At 71.9% G+C, this 17,199-nt stretch carries 16 protein-coding genes and 1 riboswitch; of the genes, 9 read left to right on the top strand and 7 right to left on the bottom strand.

Annotated elements, in window-relative coordinates:
- Positions 1–36: 36 nt before the first annotated feature.
- A complete protein-coding gene (locus Q6969_RS02985; RefSeq protein WP_317229102.1) occupies positions 37–1,281 on the bottom strand; it encodes an extracellular solute-binding protein in 1,245 nt (414 codons plus the stop codon).
- A gap of 333 nt (positions 1,282–1,614) precedes the next feature.
- Between Q6969_RS02985 and Q6969_RS02990 the strand changes: the two genes are divergently transcribed.
- Positions 1,615–2,826, top strand: coding sequence for an ROK family transcriptional regulator (locus tag Q6969_RS02990; protein WP_317229103.1), 1,212 nt, complete (start codon positions 1,615–1,617; stop codon positions 2,824–2,826).
- A 49-nt stretch (positions 2,827–2,875) separates the two neighbouring features.
- On the opposite strand, the gene Q6969_RS02995 is transcribed toward Q6969_RS02990, so the two are convergent.
- Entirely contained in the window at positions 2,876–3,343 is a 468-nt protein-coding gene (locus Q6969_RS02995; protein WP_317229104.1) for an SHOCT domain-containing protein, read from the bottom strand.
- Positions 3,344–3,415: 72 nt separating this feature from the next.
- Between Q6969_RS02995 and Q6969_RS03000 the strand changes: the two genes are divergently transcribed.
- Positions 3,416–3,913, top strand: a complete 498-nt coding sequence (locus Q6969_RS03000; RefSeq protein WP_317229105.1) for a uracil-DNA glycosylase — start codon at positions 3,416–3,418, stop codon at positions 3,911–3,913.
- A gap of 260 nt (positions 3,914–4,173) precedes the next feature.
- Positions 4,174–4,287: riboswitch (SAM riboswitch) on the top strand.
- An 11-nt stretch (positions 4,288–4,298) separates the two neighbouring features.
- On the top strand, positions 4,299–4,913 hold the full coding sequence (locus tag Q6969_RS03005; RefSeq protein ID WP_317229106.1) for a hypothetical protein: 615 nt from the start codon (positions 4,299–4,301) through the stop codon (positions 4,911–4,913).
- Positions 4,914–4,918: 5 nt separating this feature from the next.
- On the opposite strand, the gene Q6969_RS03010 is transcribed toward Q6969_RS03005, so the two are convergent.
- On the bottom strand, positions 4,919–6,487 hold the full coding sequence (locus Q6969_RS03010; protein ID WP_317229107.1) for an SIR2 family protein: 1,569 nt from the start codon (positions 6,485–6,487) through the stop codon (positions 4,919–4,921).
- 144 nt (positions 6,488–6,631) lie between these two features.
- On the opposite strand from Q6969_RS03010, the gene Q6969_RS03015 reads away from it, so the two are divergent.
- Together Q6969_RS03015 and Q6969_RS03020 are read left to right on the top strand one after the other, a co-directional pair.
- Positions 6,632–6,976: a hypothetical protein gene (locus tag Q6969_RS03015; protein ID WP_317229108.1), complete on the top strand. Its 345-nt coding sequence runs from the start codon at positions 6,632–6,634 to the stop codon at positions 6,974–6,976.
- Positions 6,973–7,695 carry a hypothetical protein gene (locus tag Q6969_RS03020; RefSeq protein WP_317229109.1) on the top strand — a complete coding sequence of 241 codons (723 nt, stop codon included), beginning with the start codon at positions 6,973–6,975 and terminating at the stop codon, positions 7,693–7,695. Before Q6969_RS03015 ends, Q6969_RS03020 begins: the two co-directional genes overlap by 4 nt.
- A 130-nt stretch (positions 7,696–7,825) precedes the next feature.
- Here Q6969_RS03020 and Q6969_RS03025 read toward each other — a convergent pair whose 3' ends face one another.
- Both Q6969_RS03025 and Q6969_RS03030 read right to left on the bottom strand, forming a co-directional pair.
- Positions 7,826–8,173: an ATP-dependent DNA ligase gene (locus tag Q6969_RS03025; RefSeq protein WP_317229110.1), complete on the bottom strand. Its 348-nt coding sequence runs from the start codon at positions 8,171–8,173 to the stop codon at positions 7,826–7,828.
- A gap of 227 nt (positions 8,174–8,400) precedes the next feature.
- Positions 8,401–11,022, bottom strand: coding sequence for an MMPL family transporter (locus Q6969_RS03030; RefSeq protein WP_317229111.1), 2,622 nt, complete (start codon positions 11,020–11,022; stop codon positions 8,401–8,403).
- 67 nt (positions 11,023–11,089) lie between these two features.
- Between Q6969_RS03030 and Q6969_RS03035 the strand changes: the two genes are divergently transcribed.
- From Q6969_RS03035 to Q6969_RS03050, 4 genes are all read left to right on the top strand, one after another.
- The gene (locus tag Q6969_RS03035; protein ID WP_258071870.1) at positions 11,090–11,668 is read left to right on the top strand and encodes a TetR/AcrR family transcriptional regulator; all 579 of its coding nucleotides are present in this window, start codon (positions 11,090–11,092) and stop codon (positions 11,666–11,668) included.
- Between the two features lie 40 nt (positions 11,669–11,708).
- Positions 11,709–11,924 (top strand): AsnC family protein, encoded by a 216-nt coding sequence (locus tag Q6969_RS03040; protein WP_317229112.1) that lies wholly within the window; start codon positions 11,709–11,711, stop codon positions 11,922–11,924.
- Positions 11,925–12,073: 149 nt separating this feature from the next.
- A complete protein-coding gene (locus Q6969_RS03045) occupies positions 12,074–13,051 on the top strand; it encodes a serine hydrolase domain-containing protein (RefSeq protein WP_317229113.1) in 978 nt (325 codons plus the stop codon).
- A gap of 32 nt (positions 13,052–13,083) precedes the next feature.
- Positions 13,084–14,298, top strand: coding sequence for an MFS transporter (locus tag Q6969_RS03050; RefSeq protein WP_317229114.1), 1,215 nt, complete (start codon positions 13,084–13,086; stop codon positions 14,296–14,298).
- Between the two features lie 78 nt (positions 14,299–14,376).
- Here the strand turns inward: Q6969_RS03050 and Q6969_RS03055 are convergent, their stop codons facing one another.
- Positions 14,377–16,179, bottom strand: a complete 1,803-nt coding sequence (locus tag Q6969_RS03055) for an alpha/beta fold hydrolase (protein ID WP_104290730.1) — start codon at positions 16,177–16,179, stop codon at positions 14,377–14,379.
- 119 nt (positions 16,180–16,298) lie between these two features.
- Positions 16,299–17,156: a 3-hydroxyacyl-CoA dehydrogenase gene (locus Q6969_RS03060; protein ID WP_317229115.1), complete on the bottom strand. Its 858-nt coding sequence runs from the start codon at positions 17,154–17,156 to the stop codon at positions 16,299–16,301.
- Positions 17,157–17,199: the final 43 nt, after the last annotated feature.

Genomic DNA, 17,199 nt, shown 5'->3' on the forward strand with positions numbered 1-17,199 from the left:
CCGCCTGCACCGGTATGGCGGCGTCGATGACCGACGTCACTCCTTCACCAGGGCCGGCCCGAGCAGGTCCGTAGCGTCCTTCACGAACGCGTCGTACGCCTCCTGGCCGTCGGCCTTGCCGCTGAGGATCAGCTCCGTCGCGGAGGCCACCGCCTGCCCGATCTGGTCCGCGCCGTCGCCCGTCACCACGTAGATGCTGTCGGCCAGGTCCTCGCCGGCCTCCAGCAGGCGCGGCTCCTCGGAGTAGGGCGCCACGTCGTCGAGGTCGTCACGGGCCGAGGCCGCACCCGAGGCCGTCAGCTGTTCGGCGAGGGGCTCGCCTGTGGACAGGTACTCGATGAACTCCATCGCGGCGTCCTTGTTCTCCGACTGCTCGGAGATGGCGTAGCCACCACCGGTGCTGCTCCACCCGTAGGGCTCGTCGCCGGAGCGCAGGCCCGGGAACTGCCAGGTGGTCACCTTCTCGTCGAGCCCGTCGATCGGGGTCGCGCCCTCGGGCCCCCAGTCGAACTTCCATCCCCACGTGCCCTGCGCGGCGACCTGGATCTCGCCCTCGGGGAACTTCTCGTACTTCGTCGGCTCCCAGGGGTTCGGGTTCTGGAGGTCCTCCACCGGCATGAGGCCCTTCTCGACTAGCTCGGCGTACAGCTCGAAGACGGCGAGCCAGCCCGGGCTCTCGAGGTCCCACGTGTCCGTCTCGGTGTCGTAGTAGCCCGTGTCGGTGCCGCCGAGCAGCGGCTGGAAGCCCTCGCCCCACGTGCCGCCGCCCCACGCGGTCCCCGCCGGGATGACGATGGGGGTGCCGCCGGTCTTCTCCTTGACCTGCACGAGCCGGTCGATCAGCTCGTCCCAGGTCTCGGGCTGGGAGGTGTCGACGCCGACCTCCTGCAGCACGTCCTGGCGGATGAAGAGGTTGAGGACCCCCGCGCCCGAGGGCAGGCTGTAGATGCTGCCGTCCTGGCGGGTCATCGCCTCCTTGACGGCGGGGTAGTAGTGCGACCAGCCGTCCCACTCCTCCAGGTAGCCGTCGAGCGGCTCGAGATAGCCGGCCGAGGACCACGCGATGGCCATGTTCTCGCCGATGTCGAGCACGTCCGGCGCCTGTCCCGCGATGAGCTGCTGCGTCATCTTGGTCATGAACTGCTCGTCGGTGAGCTGATCGGCGATCAGTTCGACCCGGATCTCCTTGCCCTCCTCCTTCATCTGAGCCTCGAAGCCCGGGATGACGGCGCCGATGGCGTCGATGTTGGTCTGCTTCGTCTCCATGATCGTGATGGTCACGGGGCCGTCCTCTCCGGATCCGCCACCGCCGCCGCTCGCGCAGGCGCTGAGCCCGACGGCGACGGTTCCGGTGACGAGGGCCGCGATCACGCGGGAACGCTTCATTGCGATGCCTCTCTCCGCGCCTCGTCCGTCGGCCACTTTGCCACTTCGATGGGATAAAGCGCTGGATGCGATGTTAGGACATGAGGTCATAAGCGTCAACGGTGGCGATCACCGGGATCGTGATCCGCGGAGCGCAGCCCCCGCGGAGGGTCAGTCCGGCTGCGGTAGCTTCGACGGATGCCTCGCGGCGCCCGTCCGCGGGCGCCGACCGGACCGCGAGGAGGGGATGTGCCCCGAGGCAGCAACCTCCCGAGGCTGGCGGACTACAACCAGGCGGTCGTGCTCGATCTGGTGCGGCGGGAACCGGGCCGCAGCCGTGCCGACCTACAGCGGATCTCCGGCCTCGCCTCGCAGACCATCTCGAACATCACCCGCCGGCTCATCGACAAGGGCATGATCCGCGAGAGCGCGCCCGCTGACACCAGCCGCGGCCGTCCGAGCATTCCGCTCTCGGTGGATCCGGACGGCGCGTGCGCGGTCGGCGTGCACGTCGACCCGGCTCGCCTCACCGTGCTCCTGCTCGACATCGCGGGCACGATCCGCGACAGCCGAGAGCTCCGCACGCCCCAGTCGCCGGACCCCGACGACACCACTGCGCTCATCGCCCGGAGCGTCGACGAGATGGTCCGGGCGTCCGGCGTAGAGGGAGCACGGGTCCTCGGCCTCGGCGTCGCGGTGCCGGGCCCGCTCGACGTCCGCTCGGGCGTGATGATCGCCCCGCCCCAGCTCCCGCGCTGGCGGCATGTGCGGCTGCGCGCCGACCTGCACGCGGCGACGGGAATGCCGGTGCTGCTCGACAAGGACGTCACGGCCGCCGCGACCGCCGAGCTGCGCGCCACCGCCGATGCCGACTTCCTGTTCCTCTACCTCGGATCCGGCGTGGGTGCGTCGGTGGTCTCCGAGAGCCAGGTGCTCCGCGGGACGAGCAACAACGTCGGCGAGATCGGGGACATCCTCGTGGACCCGGCAGCGGAGGACCTCGGGTGGGTCGGCCGGCGCGGCGGGCTCGCGGCGGCGTGCGTGCCGGAGGCGCTCGTGATCCAGGCGGTGCAGGCAGGGCTCATGCCGCTTCCCGACCTCGCCGACTACCTCGCGCTCGACGACGCGCTCACGCGCCTGTCCGAGCTGGCGGCCGGCGGCGATCCGGTGGCCATGGCCCTCCTATCGCGCGCCGCGCGGCGCGTGGCATCCGGGATCGCGGTCCTCGTCAACTTCCTCGACGTGCCGCGCGTGGTCCTCGGCGGACCCGCGTGGAACCGGCTCCGCGCCACGTTCCTGCCCGTGCTGGAGGAGGCGGTGCAGCGCGAGCTCGTCGTCGCGCGACCGGGGTTCCGGGTGGCGGGCAGCCCGGTGGGGGAGCAGATCGCCGCGCAGGGCGCCGCGGAGCTGGTGCTCGACAGCTTCCTCGCGCCGCACGCCGGCGTGCTCGTCATGGGGTGAGGACGTCGGCGGTCCTGCGCGCAGGACGACCGTGTCCCTCCCGCCGACGTCAGAGCTCCAGGAGCTTCCGCTTCGCCGCGGCGAACTCCTCGTCGTCGAGGACGCCCTCCGCGCGAAGGTCGGCGAGCTTGCGGATCTCCGCGACGAGGTCGGGAGCAGCCGCGGTCGCGACCGGTTCCGTCGCCGTGATCGCTGCCGGGGTCGCGGCAGGCGCGACGGCGGGCGCGCTGGCCGCCGCGGCGAACCCGCCGATCACAGGCGTGTTGCCCGAGACTTCGTCGGTGCGCTGAAGGAAGACGAAAGGCGCGTCAATGACCTCGAGAGCGGGCTCATCGCGATCCTCGCTCGACTGTCGAGCCTCGAGTTGAAGCGCCGCACGGGCATTCGTCACGCCGTCTTCACTCCTGCTGAGGTCGACAGTCTCCTGCGTTCGGCATACCGTCTCCGCGGCCTGGACGCTGGCCTCCTCGGTGGATCCTCCAATGCGGACGTCGCGATCGACATCGAACGAAGCCACGACGGTTCTCTGGTGGTCTATCCCGCTGTCGCCGTCTGACGACCTGACACGTGGCGCCCTTAACCTGACGCCATGTACATGGACGCGCCCCGAGGGCTCAAGGACGAGGCCCGACTCGCTGAGCGCCGCCACATGCTCGAGACCGTGGAGCACGTGCGACCGCTCGTGGAATGGAAGGAAGACGTACTCGCTCGGCGGCGAGCGAGGCGGCCGGACATCATGATCCCGGACTTCGATCCCGCCGAGGTCGGTGGCGGCATAGGGACGCGCGCTCTCATGGTGTTCGAGGCGCCGGGTCCGAAGACGGTGCCGGAGTGGGGCGGCTCCGGATTCATCAGCACGGACAACGACGATCCGACCGCCCAGAACAACTGGCTTGCACGCAACGACGCCGGAATGCACGAGCACACGCTGTCGTGGAACATCTGCCCCTGGGTCCTCGGAAAGGCGTCAGTCCACCCGGGGCCGACGGAGCTCGCGCAAGGAGCGATCGAGCTTCGGGGTCTCATGCGGCTCCTGCCGGATCTCCTGGTCGTCGTCCTCTGCGGTCTCAAGGCCCAGCAGGGTTAGACTTCGTTCATCGAGCCGCACATCGAAGGCGGGCCCTCGGTGATCCGGACCTGGCATCCATCGAACCTCTCCTTCAAGCAGCCAAACAAGCGTGCTGAATTCACGACCGCCCTCGAGCGCGCGGCCAGCCGGATCGCCTGAATCGAAGGAAGCGGTCCGCGCCGGCTTCCCCCACCGCCGGCGAGTGAGCCGCATTGCGTCGCGTCAGCTACCGTCCCTCGGTCATGGCTGTCGGTGGTCATCGCTAATGTCGTCTTCACGTTCCGGAGTTGCGGCCATCGGTACCTGGCCGGCCGCACGGCAACCCGATCCATCGACCGGGTGCCCCAGGGGAAGAACGGGCGGTGGCCGGTCGGTCGCCGCAAGCCCGATGGACAGGACCGCCATGCCCGAACAGCTCCCCTACATCTTCCGGATCCCCAGTTCCCTGTCGTGGGAGGGCGCCCGGGCGCGGCTCCTCGCCCGTGCTGACGGACTCCGTGCCGGTGATGCCCTCGACGCGCGCTTCTTCGCTGACGCGCATCTCATCAGGCGCGCGACGATCCGGTCCGCCGCCGATGTCGACCGGGCCGTCCGCCTCGTCGAGGCGGCGGACGAATTCCCCGCAGAGTCCGACGAGGTCGGCGGTGGCTGGCGGATGCGCGGCGCCCTCGACATCCGCGACGTGCGCGGCATGCGCCCGGAGGCGACCTCGCGGACCGAGATCGACTTCGAGGAGCTCGCCGAGCACCGCACGGCCGCCGAGCTGGCCCGGTTCCTGCACCACATCCACTGGATCCCCCAGAGCCGCGGCATCACCGACGCCTTCGTGGACGAGCACTTCCCCGGTCGCACGTGGCAGGGACTCCTGCTCGTCCTCGAGGCGGCCGGCATCTTCGTCGGCCGCGGCGGGAGCCCTCCGCGCCTCATGCCCACCGTCGGGATGCTGCACTTCACGGATGCCATGCATTGGGCGGTGCAATGGGAGGACGGCGTCGTCACCGCTTCATCGGCTCGGTGACCGCGCTAGTCCCGGCGCCCGCCGGAGCCCAAGCGCGCCCCCATGGCCGCGACCTCCAACCAGGCGCCGGTCGCCCGCTCGTCCTCCGTCGCGTCGCGCAGCACCGCCGCCAAGCGCGTCCGCAGCCGGAGCTCCGCGGGCGTGAGCGCACTCTCGTGCCCGTTGGCGAGCAGGTAGGTGTGCGCGTCGGTCGCGAAGGCGGCCAGGGCGTCGAGGAAGATCTCGAGCAGCCGCGCCGCCTCTCCCACCCGCGAACCGTCATGGGGGATCGGCAGCATGGGGACGAGCTGCAGGCGTCCGTGCCAGATCCTCTCGTCCAGAGGATCCGAGAAGAGGGTCAGCGCGGTCGCGAGGGTGCCCGTCTCGCTCGAGGGGAACGCCCGCCGGACGTCGTGCACGATCTCGTGGAAGTGATCGTCGGCGAGCCCGAAGCCGACGAACAGCAGGTGTCGGGTCGCGAGGGTGGCCTTCACGATGGAGGAGAGCGCGCGTCGGGTGGAGTCGAAGCCGAGGTAGTCGTCGCGTGTGAGGACGATGGAAGCCGGATCATCGACCGTGCCGTGCAGCTTCAGGAGCCAGCGCTCGTGCTCGCCCTCGTGCGGCCCGGGGATGATCGAGCGCGGAGCCCCGGCATCCGCGGCGGCGGTCTCGAAGAGCCTGTCGTAGTTCAAGGTGATCGCCTGCTCGGAGTCGATCGCCGTGAGCAGCGCCGGCGCGAGGCCGTAGCGCTGAAGAGCCCCGATCTCCTCGGCTACCGCGACGGCGAAGCTGCCGGGCGTCTGCTCCTCATGCAGCGCCGCGAGGTACGAGGCCTGGTCGAGGACGTCCTTCTCGCGCAAGGAGGCCGCGGTCGCCGCGTCGAGTCCGATCCGCTCCCCGAGGTCATGCAGCAGGGAGCCCCACGACGGGCCGCCCGCGCTGACGCTCGTCCCCGCCCCGAGGAAGGGGACGAGTCGACGCCTGCGGGCTCGAGCGGCCAGGGCGTACACCTCCGCGAGCATCGGCGCGGTCAGTTCGGGCCATGATCTCGCCGCGTCCTGACGCCGCCGCGTCTGCGCGAAGGCGTGGGCGTCGTCATGCCGCGTGACGATCACGATGTCGACGGCGAATTCGACGGCGAGCACACGGAGGACCTCGATCTGCTGCGTGAGCAGGGCATCGCGAACCGCTCCCGATCCGCCGCCCGCGGTCGCGAACGTCGGTACCGCGAGGAGCGGCAAGGGTCGACTGGTCGCCCGGTGGGCGTGGGCCGTGCGGGACGCGTGCTCGACGAACTCGCGGAGCCGGCGGGCCACGTCTGCGAGCCCTTCGGCATCTGCGGCGTGCTGGACGGCTCGGTCGGGTACCGCGGTCAGGACGGGTGTCGGCTCGCCCTCGATGGGGACGAGCGGCAGCGCCACCTGCACTCCGGTGGAGAAGCGATCTGTGCGCACCTCCGCGACGCGCTCGCGCAATCGGGAGAGGGAATCCCAGAAAGAGGTGAGGGAGAGGAATCTGTCGGTGGGCAGGAGCCAGGCATCGCAGGCGAGATGCAGGAGATCGCCCCGGGCGACGAAGAGGTGAGGGGAAGGCACGCGCTCTTCCTATCAGGCCGTCGAACCGGGAGCATTCGCCGCAGCTGCTGATCGTCGGATGACGCCGTCGCCCGACCGCTCCACTCCCATGTCAGTGCGTCGCGTCAGACTGGAGCCATCACCTCGAGCCGAGCGGAGAATGCGATGAGTACCCACGAGTCTGCGGCGAATCAGGACCCGACATTGTTCTGCGCCTACTTCGGCGGCCCTCGGGACGGGTTCATGACGGGAGATCTCCCGGTGGCGCTCTCCGGCGACAAGCTGACCGGCTCCGTCGCTCGCATCCCCATGAGCCAGCCCAGCGCCTTCAGCCTGCATGCCGTGTACGTCTGCACCAGCGAAACGCAGATCGACGGCTTCTGGGAATTCCGATACATCGGCATGGAGGGTCCGAATGGGGAGAAGCTCATCACCGAGGAGGGCGAGCAGCGGAACGACATGCACGATCCCCGATCTCCCTCCGCTCACCCTCGGGCGGTCTCTTCGTGAACGAGGCGGTCCAGCCGTCTGCCCGGTACTCCACCGCGGCGCACTGGTGGGTCGCAACGGAGCTCATCCGGCGCAATCAGCACCTGGCGCTCATCGAGACGTACCCGATGGAGGGCTTCTACGACTGCCTCACGCTGCTCGGAGATTCCACCGCTGGTCCTGTGCACATCGACTTCAACCGCCGCGGTCGCATCCACGTGCACCCGGACCACATCGGAATGATCTCGACAGCCGACATCGTCGGTCACGAAGACGCGCATTGGGCCGTGAAGGAGATCGAGCGGGCCGCCGGACTCGCGCCCGGTGACGAGCCGCCCGTCAGCACGGGCAGGCTGGTGACCCTGCGCCTGATGGCGCGAGTGGTGAACCACCTGGTCAACGACCGGTCGGACTGGGCCCTGAGGGTGATGAGCCTGGAGCGTGACGGCTACGCGGTGCCGCTCATCCATCCTTCGGCGGGTGATCACTCGCCTCTGCCAGGAGTGTTCCCCAGCGCTCGTCTCCACCACGCCTTCTTCCTCGCGTCCGGCCTGCCAGACGAGTTCGAGGCCGGTCGATTCTGGGCGCTGCAGCGTGACGGGATCGTCGTCGCTGTCTTCGATACGAGGGGTTTCGTCCACACGAAGCACGCTCAGACCGCTCTCCGGCCGCTTTACGCTCGGGTCGATCGGAACCTGACCCAGACGATGACGATCGCCCTGGCCGACGTGCTGCCCTAGGCGCAGCACTTCGCGCTCCTCCGCAGGCGCGAGAGCGCACCAGAGGGCCGCCGCGCACTCACCCCTCGCGCGTCAGGTCCTCGAGTCCTCGGTTCTGCCACCCGCTTCCTGGCGCCGCACGCCGGCGTCCTCATGGAGCGTCAACGAGGAGGACAGGGCCCGGCGCCCCCGCACCGGGCACCCCGGCCCCGGGCTCCGGGACGAGGTGCAGGCCCGCGGCCGTGTCGGCCGTGCGCATGAGCGCCTCGGCCCACGCGCGGTCGATGGCGGGTGCGTCCTCGGCGAAGTGGAACTCCACCGGGACGCCCGGGTGGATCCAGACGGTCCGTCGCCCGCCGCCCTCGGAGCCCGGGTTCCGCCAGGAGAACGCGAAGCCCTCCCGTCGGCGCAGCTTGGCGACGATGACGAGCTGCAGGTGGGCGAGCGCGCGGTCGTCGACGTCGACGCGGGTCGAGGCGCCGTAGACCAGGCGGCCCATCGCCGGTCCCGCCTAGGCGCCGGTCGAGCGGATCGTCCGGTCGACCGCACCGGACGGGAGGGAGGTCGAGTCGGCGCCGCGCTGATGGTTCATGCACAAGACGTTACGGGGCTCTCGACGTGGCGTCCGCGGGGTTGACACGGAGCGACGACGTCCCGGCGCCGCGCGACCGCTCCGGGTCCGGCCGGTCTCCCTGGGGACCCGAGGGTGACCGGCGCGATTCCGTCTCAGTCGCGCGGGGCGGCGGCTGTCTCGGCCTGGATCGTCGTCGGGGTGGGCGGTGCCGCGTGGGCGCCGTGCCCGCCGTCGGCCGGGAGGCCGTCGGGGAGCGCATCCGCCGGCACCGGTTCCGCGGCGCCCGGGTGCGTGCGCTCCAGCGCGGCGCCCTCGATGTCCACGTCCGGCAGGATCCGGTCGAGCCAGCGCGGCAGCCACCAGGCCGAGCGGCCGAGCAGGTGCATGAGCGCGGGCATCAGCAGCATGCGCACCACGAACGCGTCGAGCAGCACGCCGAACGCGAGACCGAAGCCGATGGACCGGATGATGGTCGACTCCGAGAAGATGAACCCGCCGAACACCGACACCATGATCAGCGCCGCCGCGGTGACGACCGCGCGGCCGGCCCGGAACCCCTGCACCACCGCGAGCCGGGCGGACGCGCCGTGCACGTACGCCTCCCGCATGCCGGAGGCGAGGAAGAGCTGGTAGTCCATCGCGAGGCCGAACAGGATCCCGACGAGGATCACCGGCAGGAAGCTCAGGATCGGCCCCGGGCTCTCCAAGCCGATGAGGCTCGCGCCCCAGCCGAACTGGAACACCGCGACGATGAGGCCGTAGGTCGCGAAGAGGGACAGCACGAACCCGCCTGTCGCGATGAGCGGCAGGAGGATCGAGCGGAACACCACGATCAGGATCAGCAGCGACAGGCCGACGACCACCAGCAGGTAGAGCGGCAGCACCGCGGCCAGCGCCTCGGAGATGTCGATGTTGGTGGCGGCCTGGCCGGCGACGCCGAGCGAGATGCCGCCGTCGAGCTCGGGCAGCGCCCGGATGTCCTGCACCAGCTGCTCGGTGGACGCGCTGTTCGGGCCCTCCTGCGGCAGCACCTGGAACGCGAGCACCGTGTTGTCGTCCGTGTTCGCGACCGGGGCGACGGCGACCACGTCGTCGAGGTCGTGCAGGGTCTGCGCGACGTCGACCTGCGTGGCGAGGAGGTCGTCGTCGGCGAGGCCGGCAGGCACGTCGGCGACCACGAGCAGCGGGCCGTTCGCGCCCTCGCCGAACTCGTCGGCGACGGTGGAGAACGCGCGCTCGCTGGTGGATCCGGAGGGCTCGCTCGAGCCGTCCGGCAGGCCGAGCCGCAGCGAGAGGCTCGGGATCGCGATGACGAGCAGGGCGACGACCGTGCCGACGACCGTGAGCACCGCGCGGAGGTTCGACATGGGCGCCAGGGCCTTGGCCGCCTGGTGCGGGTGGCGCTCGTGGCCGACGGCGGCGCGGTTGCGCTTGCGCAGCACCCGGGTGCCGGCGAGACCGAGGACCGCGGGCGTGAGCGTGATGGCGACGAGCACCGCGACGGCGACGCACACCGCCCCGACCGTGCCCATGAGCCCGAGGAACGGGACGCCCGTGACGTTGAGGGCGAGGAGCGCGACGATCACGGTGGATCCCGCGAAGACGACCGCGGTGCCCGAGGTGCCGGTCGCCAGCCCGATGGACTCGCGCACGCCGGTTCCCTGCAGCATCTGCTTGCGGTGCCGGTTCACGATGAAGAGGGAGTAGTCGATGCCGACCGCGAGGCCGAGCATCACGCCGAGCACCGGGGTCACCGACGCCATGTCGACGATGCCGGAGAACGCGAGCGACGCCGTGACGCCGACGCCCACGCCGACCACCGCGGTGACGATGGGGAGGGATGCGGCGATGACCGTGCCCAGCATGACGATGAGGACGATCGCCGCGAAGAGGAGGCCGACGACCTCGCCGATGCCGAAGATCTCGGGGACGCCCTGCGCCAGGTCGGTCGCGAAGTCGACGCTGGTGCCGGCCACGGGTGCGTCCTGGAAGTGCGCGATGGCCTCCTCCTTGGTCTCCTCGGAGAGCTCGAGGCGCGGATCCGTGAAGGAGATGTTGACGATCGCGGTGGAACCGTCCTCCGAGACCACGCCGATGCCGTCCGTGAGGCCGAGCAGCGTGCGGCCGAGCTCGGCCTGCTCGGCGCCGGAGTCGAGCTGCGCCCTCGACGCGTCGACCGTGGCCTGCTGCTCCTGGAGCGCGGCGGTCTGCTGGTCGAGCTGGGCCTGCTGCGCGTCGAGCGGGGCGAGCTGCGCCGCCGGCGCTCCCGCCGCCTCGGCCTGCTGGCGGGCGGCGGTGAGCTGCTGCTGGCCGGCCTCGAGCTGCGCCCTGCCGGCGTCGAGCTGCTGCTGCGCGGCGTCGAGCTGGGCGCGCCCCGCGGTGATCTGGTCGTCGCCGGACGCGAGCTGCGCGGCCTGGTCGGCGCGCTGCTGCGTGACGGCGAAGGGATCCACCACCGAGGCGACGCCCGGCAGGTCGCCCGCGCTCGTCGCGAGGGCGGAGATGTCCTGCTGCTGCTCGGGCGTGAACGCCTGGCCGTCCTCGGTGCGGTAGACGACCGTGCCCGTGCCGCCCGCGGTGTCGGGCAGCGTCTCGGCGAGCTCGTCGGTGACCGCGCCGGACGCGGTGCCCGGGATGTCGAAGCTGTTGCCGAGGGTGCCGGCGAACGCGAGGAACGAGCCGACGCCGATGCCGAGGATCACCACCCAGGAGACGATGACGAGCCACGCGCGACGCGCGGCCAGCGAACCGAGCCGGAACAGCAGTGATGCCATGGGATCTCCTTCAGACGTCTCGACGATACGCTACGTCTCGTCTAGTTTCTGGAGCTACCCTGTGCAGGTGAACGAGCACCGAACCGGACGGGTCCGCAGCGAAGCGGCCCGCGAGGCGATCCTGGGCGCCACCGTGCGCCTCATCCACGCGCGCGGCTACGACCACCTCACGATGGAGGGCGTCGCCCGCGAGGCCGGGGTCGGCAAGCAGACCATCTACCGGTGGTGGCCGTCCCGCGGCGCGCTCATCGCCGAGTGCCTCACCGAGGGGCGGCTCATCCCGGTCGAGTTCGACGTGCCCGACACGGGCGACCTCCTCGCCGACATCGAGCGCTGGCTCACCGACGTGCTCGCCGTGCTCGACGCGCCGACCGGCGGCCCGCTCCTCCGATCGCTGGTCGCGGCCGCCGCGGAGGACGCGGCCGTCGGCGACCGCCTGAGCGCCAGCCTCGGCGTCGATCGCGGCCTGTCGGAGCGCCTGGCCGCAGGCATCCGCGCGGGCCAGCTGCCGGCCGACGCCCCCGTCCGGGAGCTGGGCCTCGCGATCCTCGGCCTCATCGTGCTCCGTGGCCTCGGCCGCGAGGGCGGCCACGCGGACAGCGTGAGCCGGCTGGTGCGGTTCGTGCTGGGGGCGCGGGGCGCCTAGCGACCCGGGCCGGCCGGCGGGCGTCGACTACCATCGACGGATGACGACGGACCGGCTGCGAGGGCTCGCCGAGTCGCTGAGCGGCGAGGGGCCCGCCGCCGCCCTGCGCATCGTCGCGGAGCTCCGGGGCGAGCTCGCGCGCACGGAGGCGGGCCTCGTGCGCAGCGCCCGGCAGGCCGGCCTGTCCTGGGAGGCCATCGCGGAGTGCCTCGGCGTGAGCAAGCAGGCGGTCCACCGCAGGTACGGCAAGCAGTAGCGGCGCGCCCGGGCGCTGCTAGCCGGGGCGTCAACACTCGTTGACTCGAGGAGCGTGTGCCGATACGGTCGGGCGAGGGAGGTCGTCAACAGGTGTTGACGACCCGCACGCTCGCCGGCACGCTCGGCGCCGACGGAGGGGATCACGCCATGCGCAGCGACTGGACCGGGGACGCTGAGCTGCGCGAGGCGGCGGGCCGGGCGCACCGCACGTCCTGGCCGGCAGCGGTGGCGGTCGCCTCCCCGCGGCGGGTGCTCGTCGCCACGGCGCGCGCGGACCGGCGGAGCGCCTTCGAGATCGGCTCGATCTCCAAGGTCGTCACGGGCATGCTCTACGCCGACGCGGTGCGCCGCGGCGTCGTCGCGCCGACCACGGTGCTTGGGGAGCTGCTCCCGCTCACCGCCCACGGGGAGGTCGCCTCCGTGACCCTGGCGAGCCTGGCCGTCCACGCCTCCGGCCTCCCGCGCCTGGCGCCGGGGATGCACGTGCTCCGCCGCAGCGTCGCCTCCTCCCTGCGGGGGGCGAACCCGTACGGCGACTCGCTCGCGGAGCTCCTCGAGCAGACGCGGGGCGTGCGGCTGGGCCCGCGACGCCCGCGGTACTCGAACCTCGGGTTCCAGCTGCTCGGTCACGGGCTGGCGAGCGCCGAGGGACGCGACTACGGGCGGCTCGTGCGCGACCGGTTCGGCGACGGGTTCTCCACGCCCGCGCGCGCGGAGGAGATCGATGCGCCCGACCTGCGGGGATCCTCGCGGACCGGCCGCCCGGTGGAGGCGTGGGTCGGGGAGGCCGTGGCGCCCGCCGGCGGCATCCGGGCCGGCGTCGACACGATGGGCGCCTTCCTCCGCTCCCTCCTCGACGGATCGGCTCCCGGCCTCGCCGCGCTCGATCCGGTCGCGGGACTCTCGCCCCGGGTGCGGATCGGTGCCGCCTGGATCACGCTGGAGCACCGCGGCCGCACGATCACGTGGCACAACGGCATGACCGGCGGGTTCGCGAGCTGGATCGGCGTCGACCGCGAGGCCGGAGTCGGGGCGGTCGTGCTCTCGGCGCGGCAGCAGGCGGTCGACCGGGCCGGCTTCCGTCTGCTCGGCGACGCGGTGGCGGGCGGCATCGACCTGTCCTAGGCTCGGATTACAACGTTGTAATCGGAGGCGGCATGTACCGGATCGACCCTGCACGAGCTCGGAACCGCTGGCTCCTCGCCATCCTGGGCGGGTTCGCGCTGGGCGGCTTCACGCTGTCGAGCTGGGCCGCCCGGCTCCCGTCCATCCGCGCGGGGCTCGACCTGGGGGATGCGGAGCTCGGGTTCGTCCTGCTGGCGACGACCGCGGGATCCGGCGCGGGCCTCCTCGCGTCGCGCCTGCTGCTCGGCGGCGGGGGAGCCCGGCGGTCGCTCGCCGTCGCGGCCCTCGCGATGGCCGCGGGCGTCGGCGTCGTGGGGGCGGGGGTGGCGGTCGGGAGCGTCGCGGTGCTCCTCGTCGGGTTCGCGATCGCGGGGGCGGGGGTCGGCGCCACCGACGTGCTCATCAACATCGACGGCGCCGTCATCGAGCGGCTGTCGCGCCGCACCCTCATGCCGCTCATGCACGCGGCCTGGCCGGCCGGCGCGGTCGTCGGCGCCGGGGTCGGCGCGGGATGCGCGGCGCTCGAGATCACCGCCGAGGCCCAGTTGATCGCGCAGGCCGTGGTCATCGCGGTCGCCGGGCTCGTGCTGGTGCGTGCCGTCCCGGCCGGCAGCCGCGGGACCCGTCGCGCGCGGCGACGACGCGGCCAGGCGCGGGCGCGACGGGCCCCGCACGTGGACGCGCGCCTGCTGGCGATCGGCGTCGTCATGCTCGCCGCGGAGTTCGGCGAGGGGGCCGCGAACGGCTGGATCAGCGTCGCCGTCCGCGACGCGATGGGCCGTCCGGAGGCGTTCGCCGCCGCCGCGATCGGCATCTACGCGGGGGCGCAGGTGGTGGTGCGCGTCGCCGCCGGCCCGCTGGTGGACCGGTTCGGCCGGGCCGCGATGATCCGCTGGACCTCCGCCCTCGGCCTCGCGGGCGTCGTCCTGTTCCTGCTCGACCTCGGCACGGTGACCCTGGTGATCGGCGTCGTCCTCTGGTCGGTCGGCGTCTCGATGGGCTTCCCGCTCGGCATGTCCGCCGCGGCGGAGGGCGACGACCCGACCGCCCGCGTGACGCTCGTCGCGAGCGTCGGCTACGTCGCGAGCTTCATCGGCCCGCCGCTCATCGGCCTGCTGGCCCAGGGCTTCGGGCTCCTGCCCGCGCTGTGGCCGGTCGCCGTGCTGTTCCTGGTCGCGGTGCTCCTGGCCCCTGCCTTCGCGCCGCGGCGCCGGGGGCCGGATCCCGTGGCCGCCGCGACGGCGTGACATCGCATCCCTCATGAGCGGCGAGCGGGTTCCTCCTGAGGCGGACCCGGATGCCGGGAGGAGAGTCGATGCGGGGGATCAGGAGCGGCTGTCGCCGTCCTCCGGAACCTGGGGCTCCATGTCGTTCTCGGACAGGTACTTCAGCGCACGCTCGATCGTGACGATCTTCCGCTTGAGCTCCTTGAGGGCCGACGACGACTCGTCGCTGAACTCGTCGAGCCGCTCGTGCTCCCGGCGGACGGCGATCTCCGTCTGGACGAGGAGGTCCCAGACCGCTCGGTCGGGCTCGAGCCCCTGGCGCTTCCGCAGGATCGTCGCAGCCAGTCGGGTCTGGACGACGGACTCGACCGTCTCCGCAGCCGTTCCCGTGTTCGCGAGACCGAATGCGATGCCCCCTCCGCCCGCGGACACGAGCGAGCCCGCGGTCAGCAGGCCTCCGATCATCCCACCGGGGCCGAAGGCCGCGAGGGCGCTGGTGAGCGCTGCCGCGCCGGCGAGCCCCGCGCCCGCAGCCAGGGCGAGTCCGCCTGTCGCGACGACGATGGCTGCGGCGCCGGCCCCCACGGCTCCCCACTTGAGCCAGTTGACGTTGCGGCTCGCCGTGAGGACGTCCTGCGCCTCCTTGGCGGCAGCGAATACGTCGGCGCCGTAACGGCTGGTCAGGCCCATCTCCGCCGTCAGGTCCTCCATGGCCCGCTGCCGCTTGTCCTTGGGGACATTGATCTCGAACGGCCGGATGACGTTCTCCGTGGCGAGAACCGTCATCACCACTACCGCCTGCTCCTTGGAGAGGTGTCGGCTGGGCGCAGGCTCGGGCGCCACGGCCTCAGCGTCGGAGACGTCGAAGGCGAGCGCGGCGATGGCGGAGGCCAGAGGTCGGTGCTCAGCCTCGTTGCGCTGCTTCATCTCCTCGACGGCCGCGGCCTGGACGAGGCGCAGGGCGCCGATGAACCGCTCTCGATCGGAGCCTTCCAGCTGCTGTGCCGTCAGGTGCCCGTATCGGAGTGCCAGGAGGGTCAGCGTCTCGGTCGCATCCAGGGCGATGTCCACACCCCGCTCCGTGCGGGCGATCTCCCGCGAGAGCGAGCCGAAGAGGGCGAAGCCGACCGCGGCGGCGACGGCGCGGTGAGCGAGGTAGGCCGCGGCAGCATGGGCGGGGATCCCGAACTGCCGCGTGTCGATGCGGAAGTCGACGAGCCAGGGGAAGACGGAGGACAGGCCGCGGTGGGCCGAGACCGGGTCGCCGAAGTTCCAGAAGTTGACCCACCAGCCGAGGTTCGCGGGCGGTTCCTGCAGGACGTCGCGCAGCTTGTCGACGTTGACGCTCCCGTGCGCGAGCGGGCTCCCGATCGTCACGAACCCGGTCACGCGCGTCTCCGCGGGAAGACGCCGCAGGAGGTCGGCCGCGATCACGGAGCCCAAGCTGTGACCGACGAGGACGATGTCCCGCCCCGCGGGGATGCGGTCGAGGATGAGGTTGAGCACCTGGGCTCGGATCTGCGCATCGGTCGCGTAGTTGTGGGCCTGGGCGAACCTGCTGTTGCGGAGTGCCGCGTCGAACGTGGCCTCCGCGTACGGGATGCCAGGGCCGGAATCGTCACGTCCGAGACGGAACTCGATGGCGCCCATGCGCTGCTCGAACTCGCGACGGTTCGTACGCGCCGCCTCGCGGACCGGCTGCTTCACGGTGAGGCCGGGCAGGGTCTGCTTCTCGTCCGAGCCGCGCAGCGCATGCGCGTACTTCGGTGCGACGACGTCGATCCCCGCGAGGTCCGGATAGCCGAGGTCTGCCAGCCCGCTCGTGAGGTGCGTCTTCCAGGTGTCCTCCAGGTCGCCGTCGCCGATGCCGTGGAGGAAGAGGAGGACAGGTGCGGTCGGCATGCGAGCGACTCCGTTCGTCGATGTCCCATGCGGCGAGGTGCTCGGGGATCCCCATCGAACCTAACGAGCCCGCGGCGATGACGCGGGAGGAGCCCTGTTCCCTTTCGGGGGACGCGCGCTCACCGGTACGCGTAGAACCCCTCGCCCGACTCCACGCCGAGCTTGCCCTGGTCGAGGTACTCGCTCTTGAGGTGCGCGGCCCACGCCTGGGCGCCCGGGTCGTCGCTCGCGGCGGAGATCGCGTAGGCGGTGCGGAGGCCGACGACGTCGTAGATCTGGAACGGGCCGAGGGGCGCGCCGGTGGCGATGCGCCACGTGGTGTCGACCGTGGCGGGATCCGCCACCCCCTTCAGCACGAGGGCCGCGGCGGCCTCGAGCAGCGGCACGAGGAGCGAGTTGAGCACGTAGCCCGGCTGCTCCTTCCTCAGCGGGATCGGCACCATCCCGATCTCCTCCGCGAAGGCGACGACCCGGTCGAAGACCTCGGGCGACGTGCGCTCGGTGCCCATGATCTCGGCGGTGTTCTGCACCCACACGTGGTTCGCGAAGTGCAGCGCGAGGAAGCGGTCGGGCCGACCGGTGGAGTCGGCGATCGCGCTCGGCAAGAGGGTCGAGGAGTTGGTCGCGAAGACCGTCCGCGCCGGCGCTGCGTCCGCGATGCGGCGGTACACGTCCTGCTTGAGCTCCAGGCGCTCCGGCACCGCCTCGATGACGAGGTCGGCATCGGCGACGGCCGCCGCGAGGTCGCTGGTGAGCGCGATCCCCGCGGCGGCCTCCGTGGCCGCGGCGCGGTGATCCTCGCCGGCGTCGGCGACGAACTGCGCGACGATCGCGTCCAGCCGACCCCGCGCCGCCTCGAGCGCGGCGTCGTCCACGTCGTAGGCCGTGACGTCCTTGCCGTGGTTCGCGGCCTGGAACGCGATCTGCGCCCCCAGCACCCCGGCTCCGAGCACGGTGACCTTCTCGAATGCGGGCATGGGGACTCCTCCGTCGTCGGCGCCGGCCGGCGGATCCGCGGGG

The organism is Clavibacter sp. MX14-G9D, assembly GCF_032917815.1.
GTDB lineage: Bacteria > Actinomycetota > Actinomycetes > Actinomycetales > Microbacteriaceae > Clavibacter > Clavibacter michiganensis_K.

Coding starts and splice junctions, on each gene's coding strand:
- Q6969_RS03000 (WP_317229105.1), top strand. CDS start 3,416: ATGTACATGGACGCGCCCCGAGGGCTCAAGGACGAGGCCCGACTCGCT.
- Q6969_RS03005 (WP_317229106.1), top strand. CDS start 4,299: ATGCCCGAACAGCTCCCCTACATCTTCCGGATCCCCAGTTCCCTGTCG.
- Q6969_RS03015 (WP_317229108.1), top strand. CDS start 6,632: ATGAGTACCCACGAGTCTGCGGCGAATCAGGACCCGACATTGTTCTGC.
- Q6969_RS03025 (WP_317229110.1), bottom strand. CDS start 8,173: ATGGGCCGCCTGGTCTACGGCGCCTCGACCCGCGTCGACGTCGACGAC.
- Q6969_RS03030 (WP_317229111.1), bottom strand. CDS start 11,022: ATGGCATCACTGCTGTTCCGGCTCGGTTCGCTGGCCGCGCGTCGCGCG.
- Q6969_RS03040 (WP_317229112.1), top strand. CDS start 11,709: ATGACGACGGACCGGCTGCGAGGGCTCGCCGAGTCGCTGAGCGGCGAG.
- Q6969_RS03045 (WP_317229113.1), top strand. CDS start 12,074: ATGCGCAGCGACTGGACCGGGGACGCTGAGCTGCGCGAGGCGGCGGGC.
- Q6969_RS03050 (WP_317229114.1), top strand. CDS start 13,084: ATGTACCGGATCGACCCTGCACGAGCTCGGAACCGCTGGCTCCTCGCC.
- Q6969_RS03055 (WP_104290730.1), bottom strand. CDS start 16,179: ATGCCGACCGCACCTGTCCTCCTCTTCCTCCACGGCATCGGCGACGGC.
- Q6969_RS03060 (WP_317229115.1), bottom strand. CDS start 17,156: ATGCCCGCATTCGAGAAGGTCACCGTGCTCGGAGCCGGGGTGCTGGGG.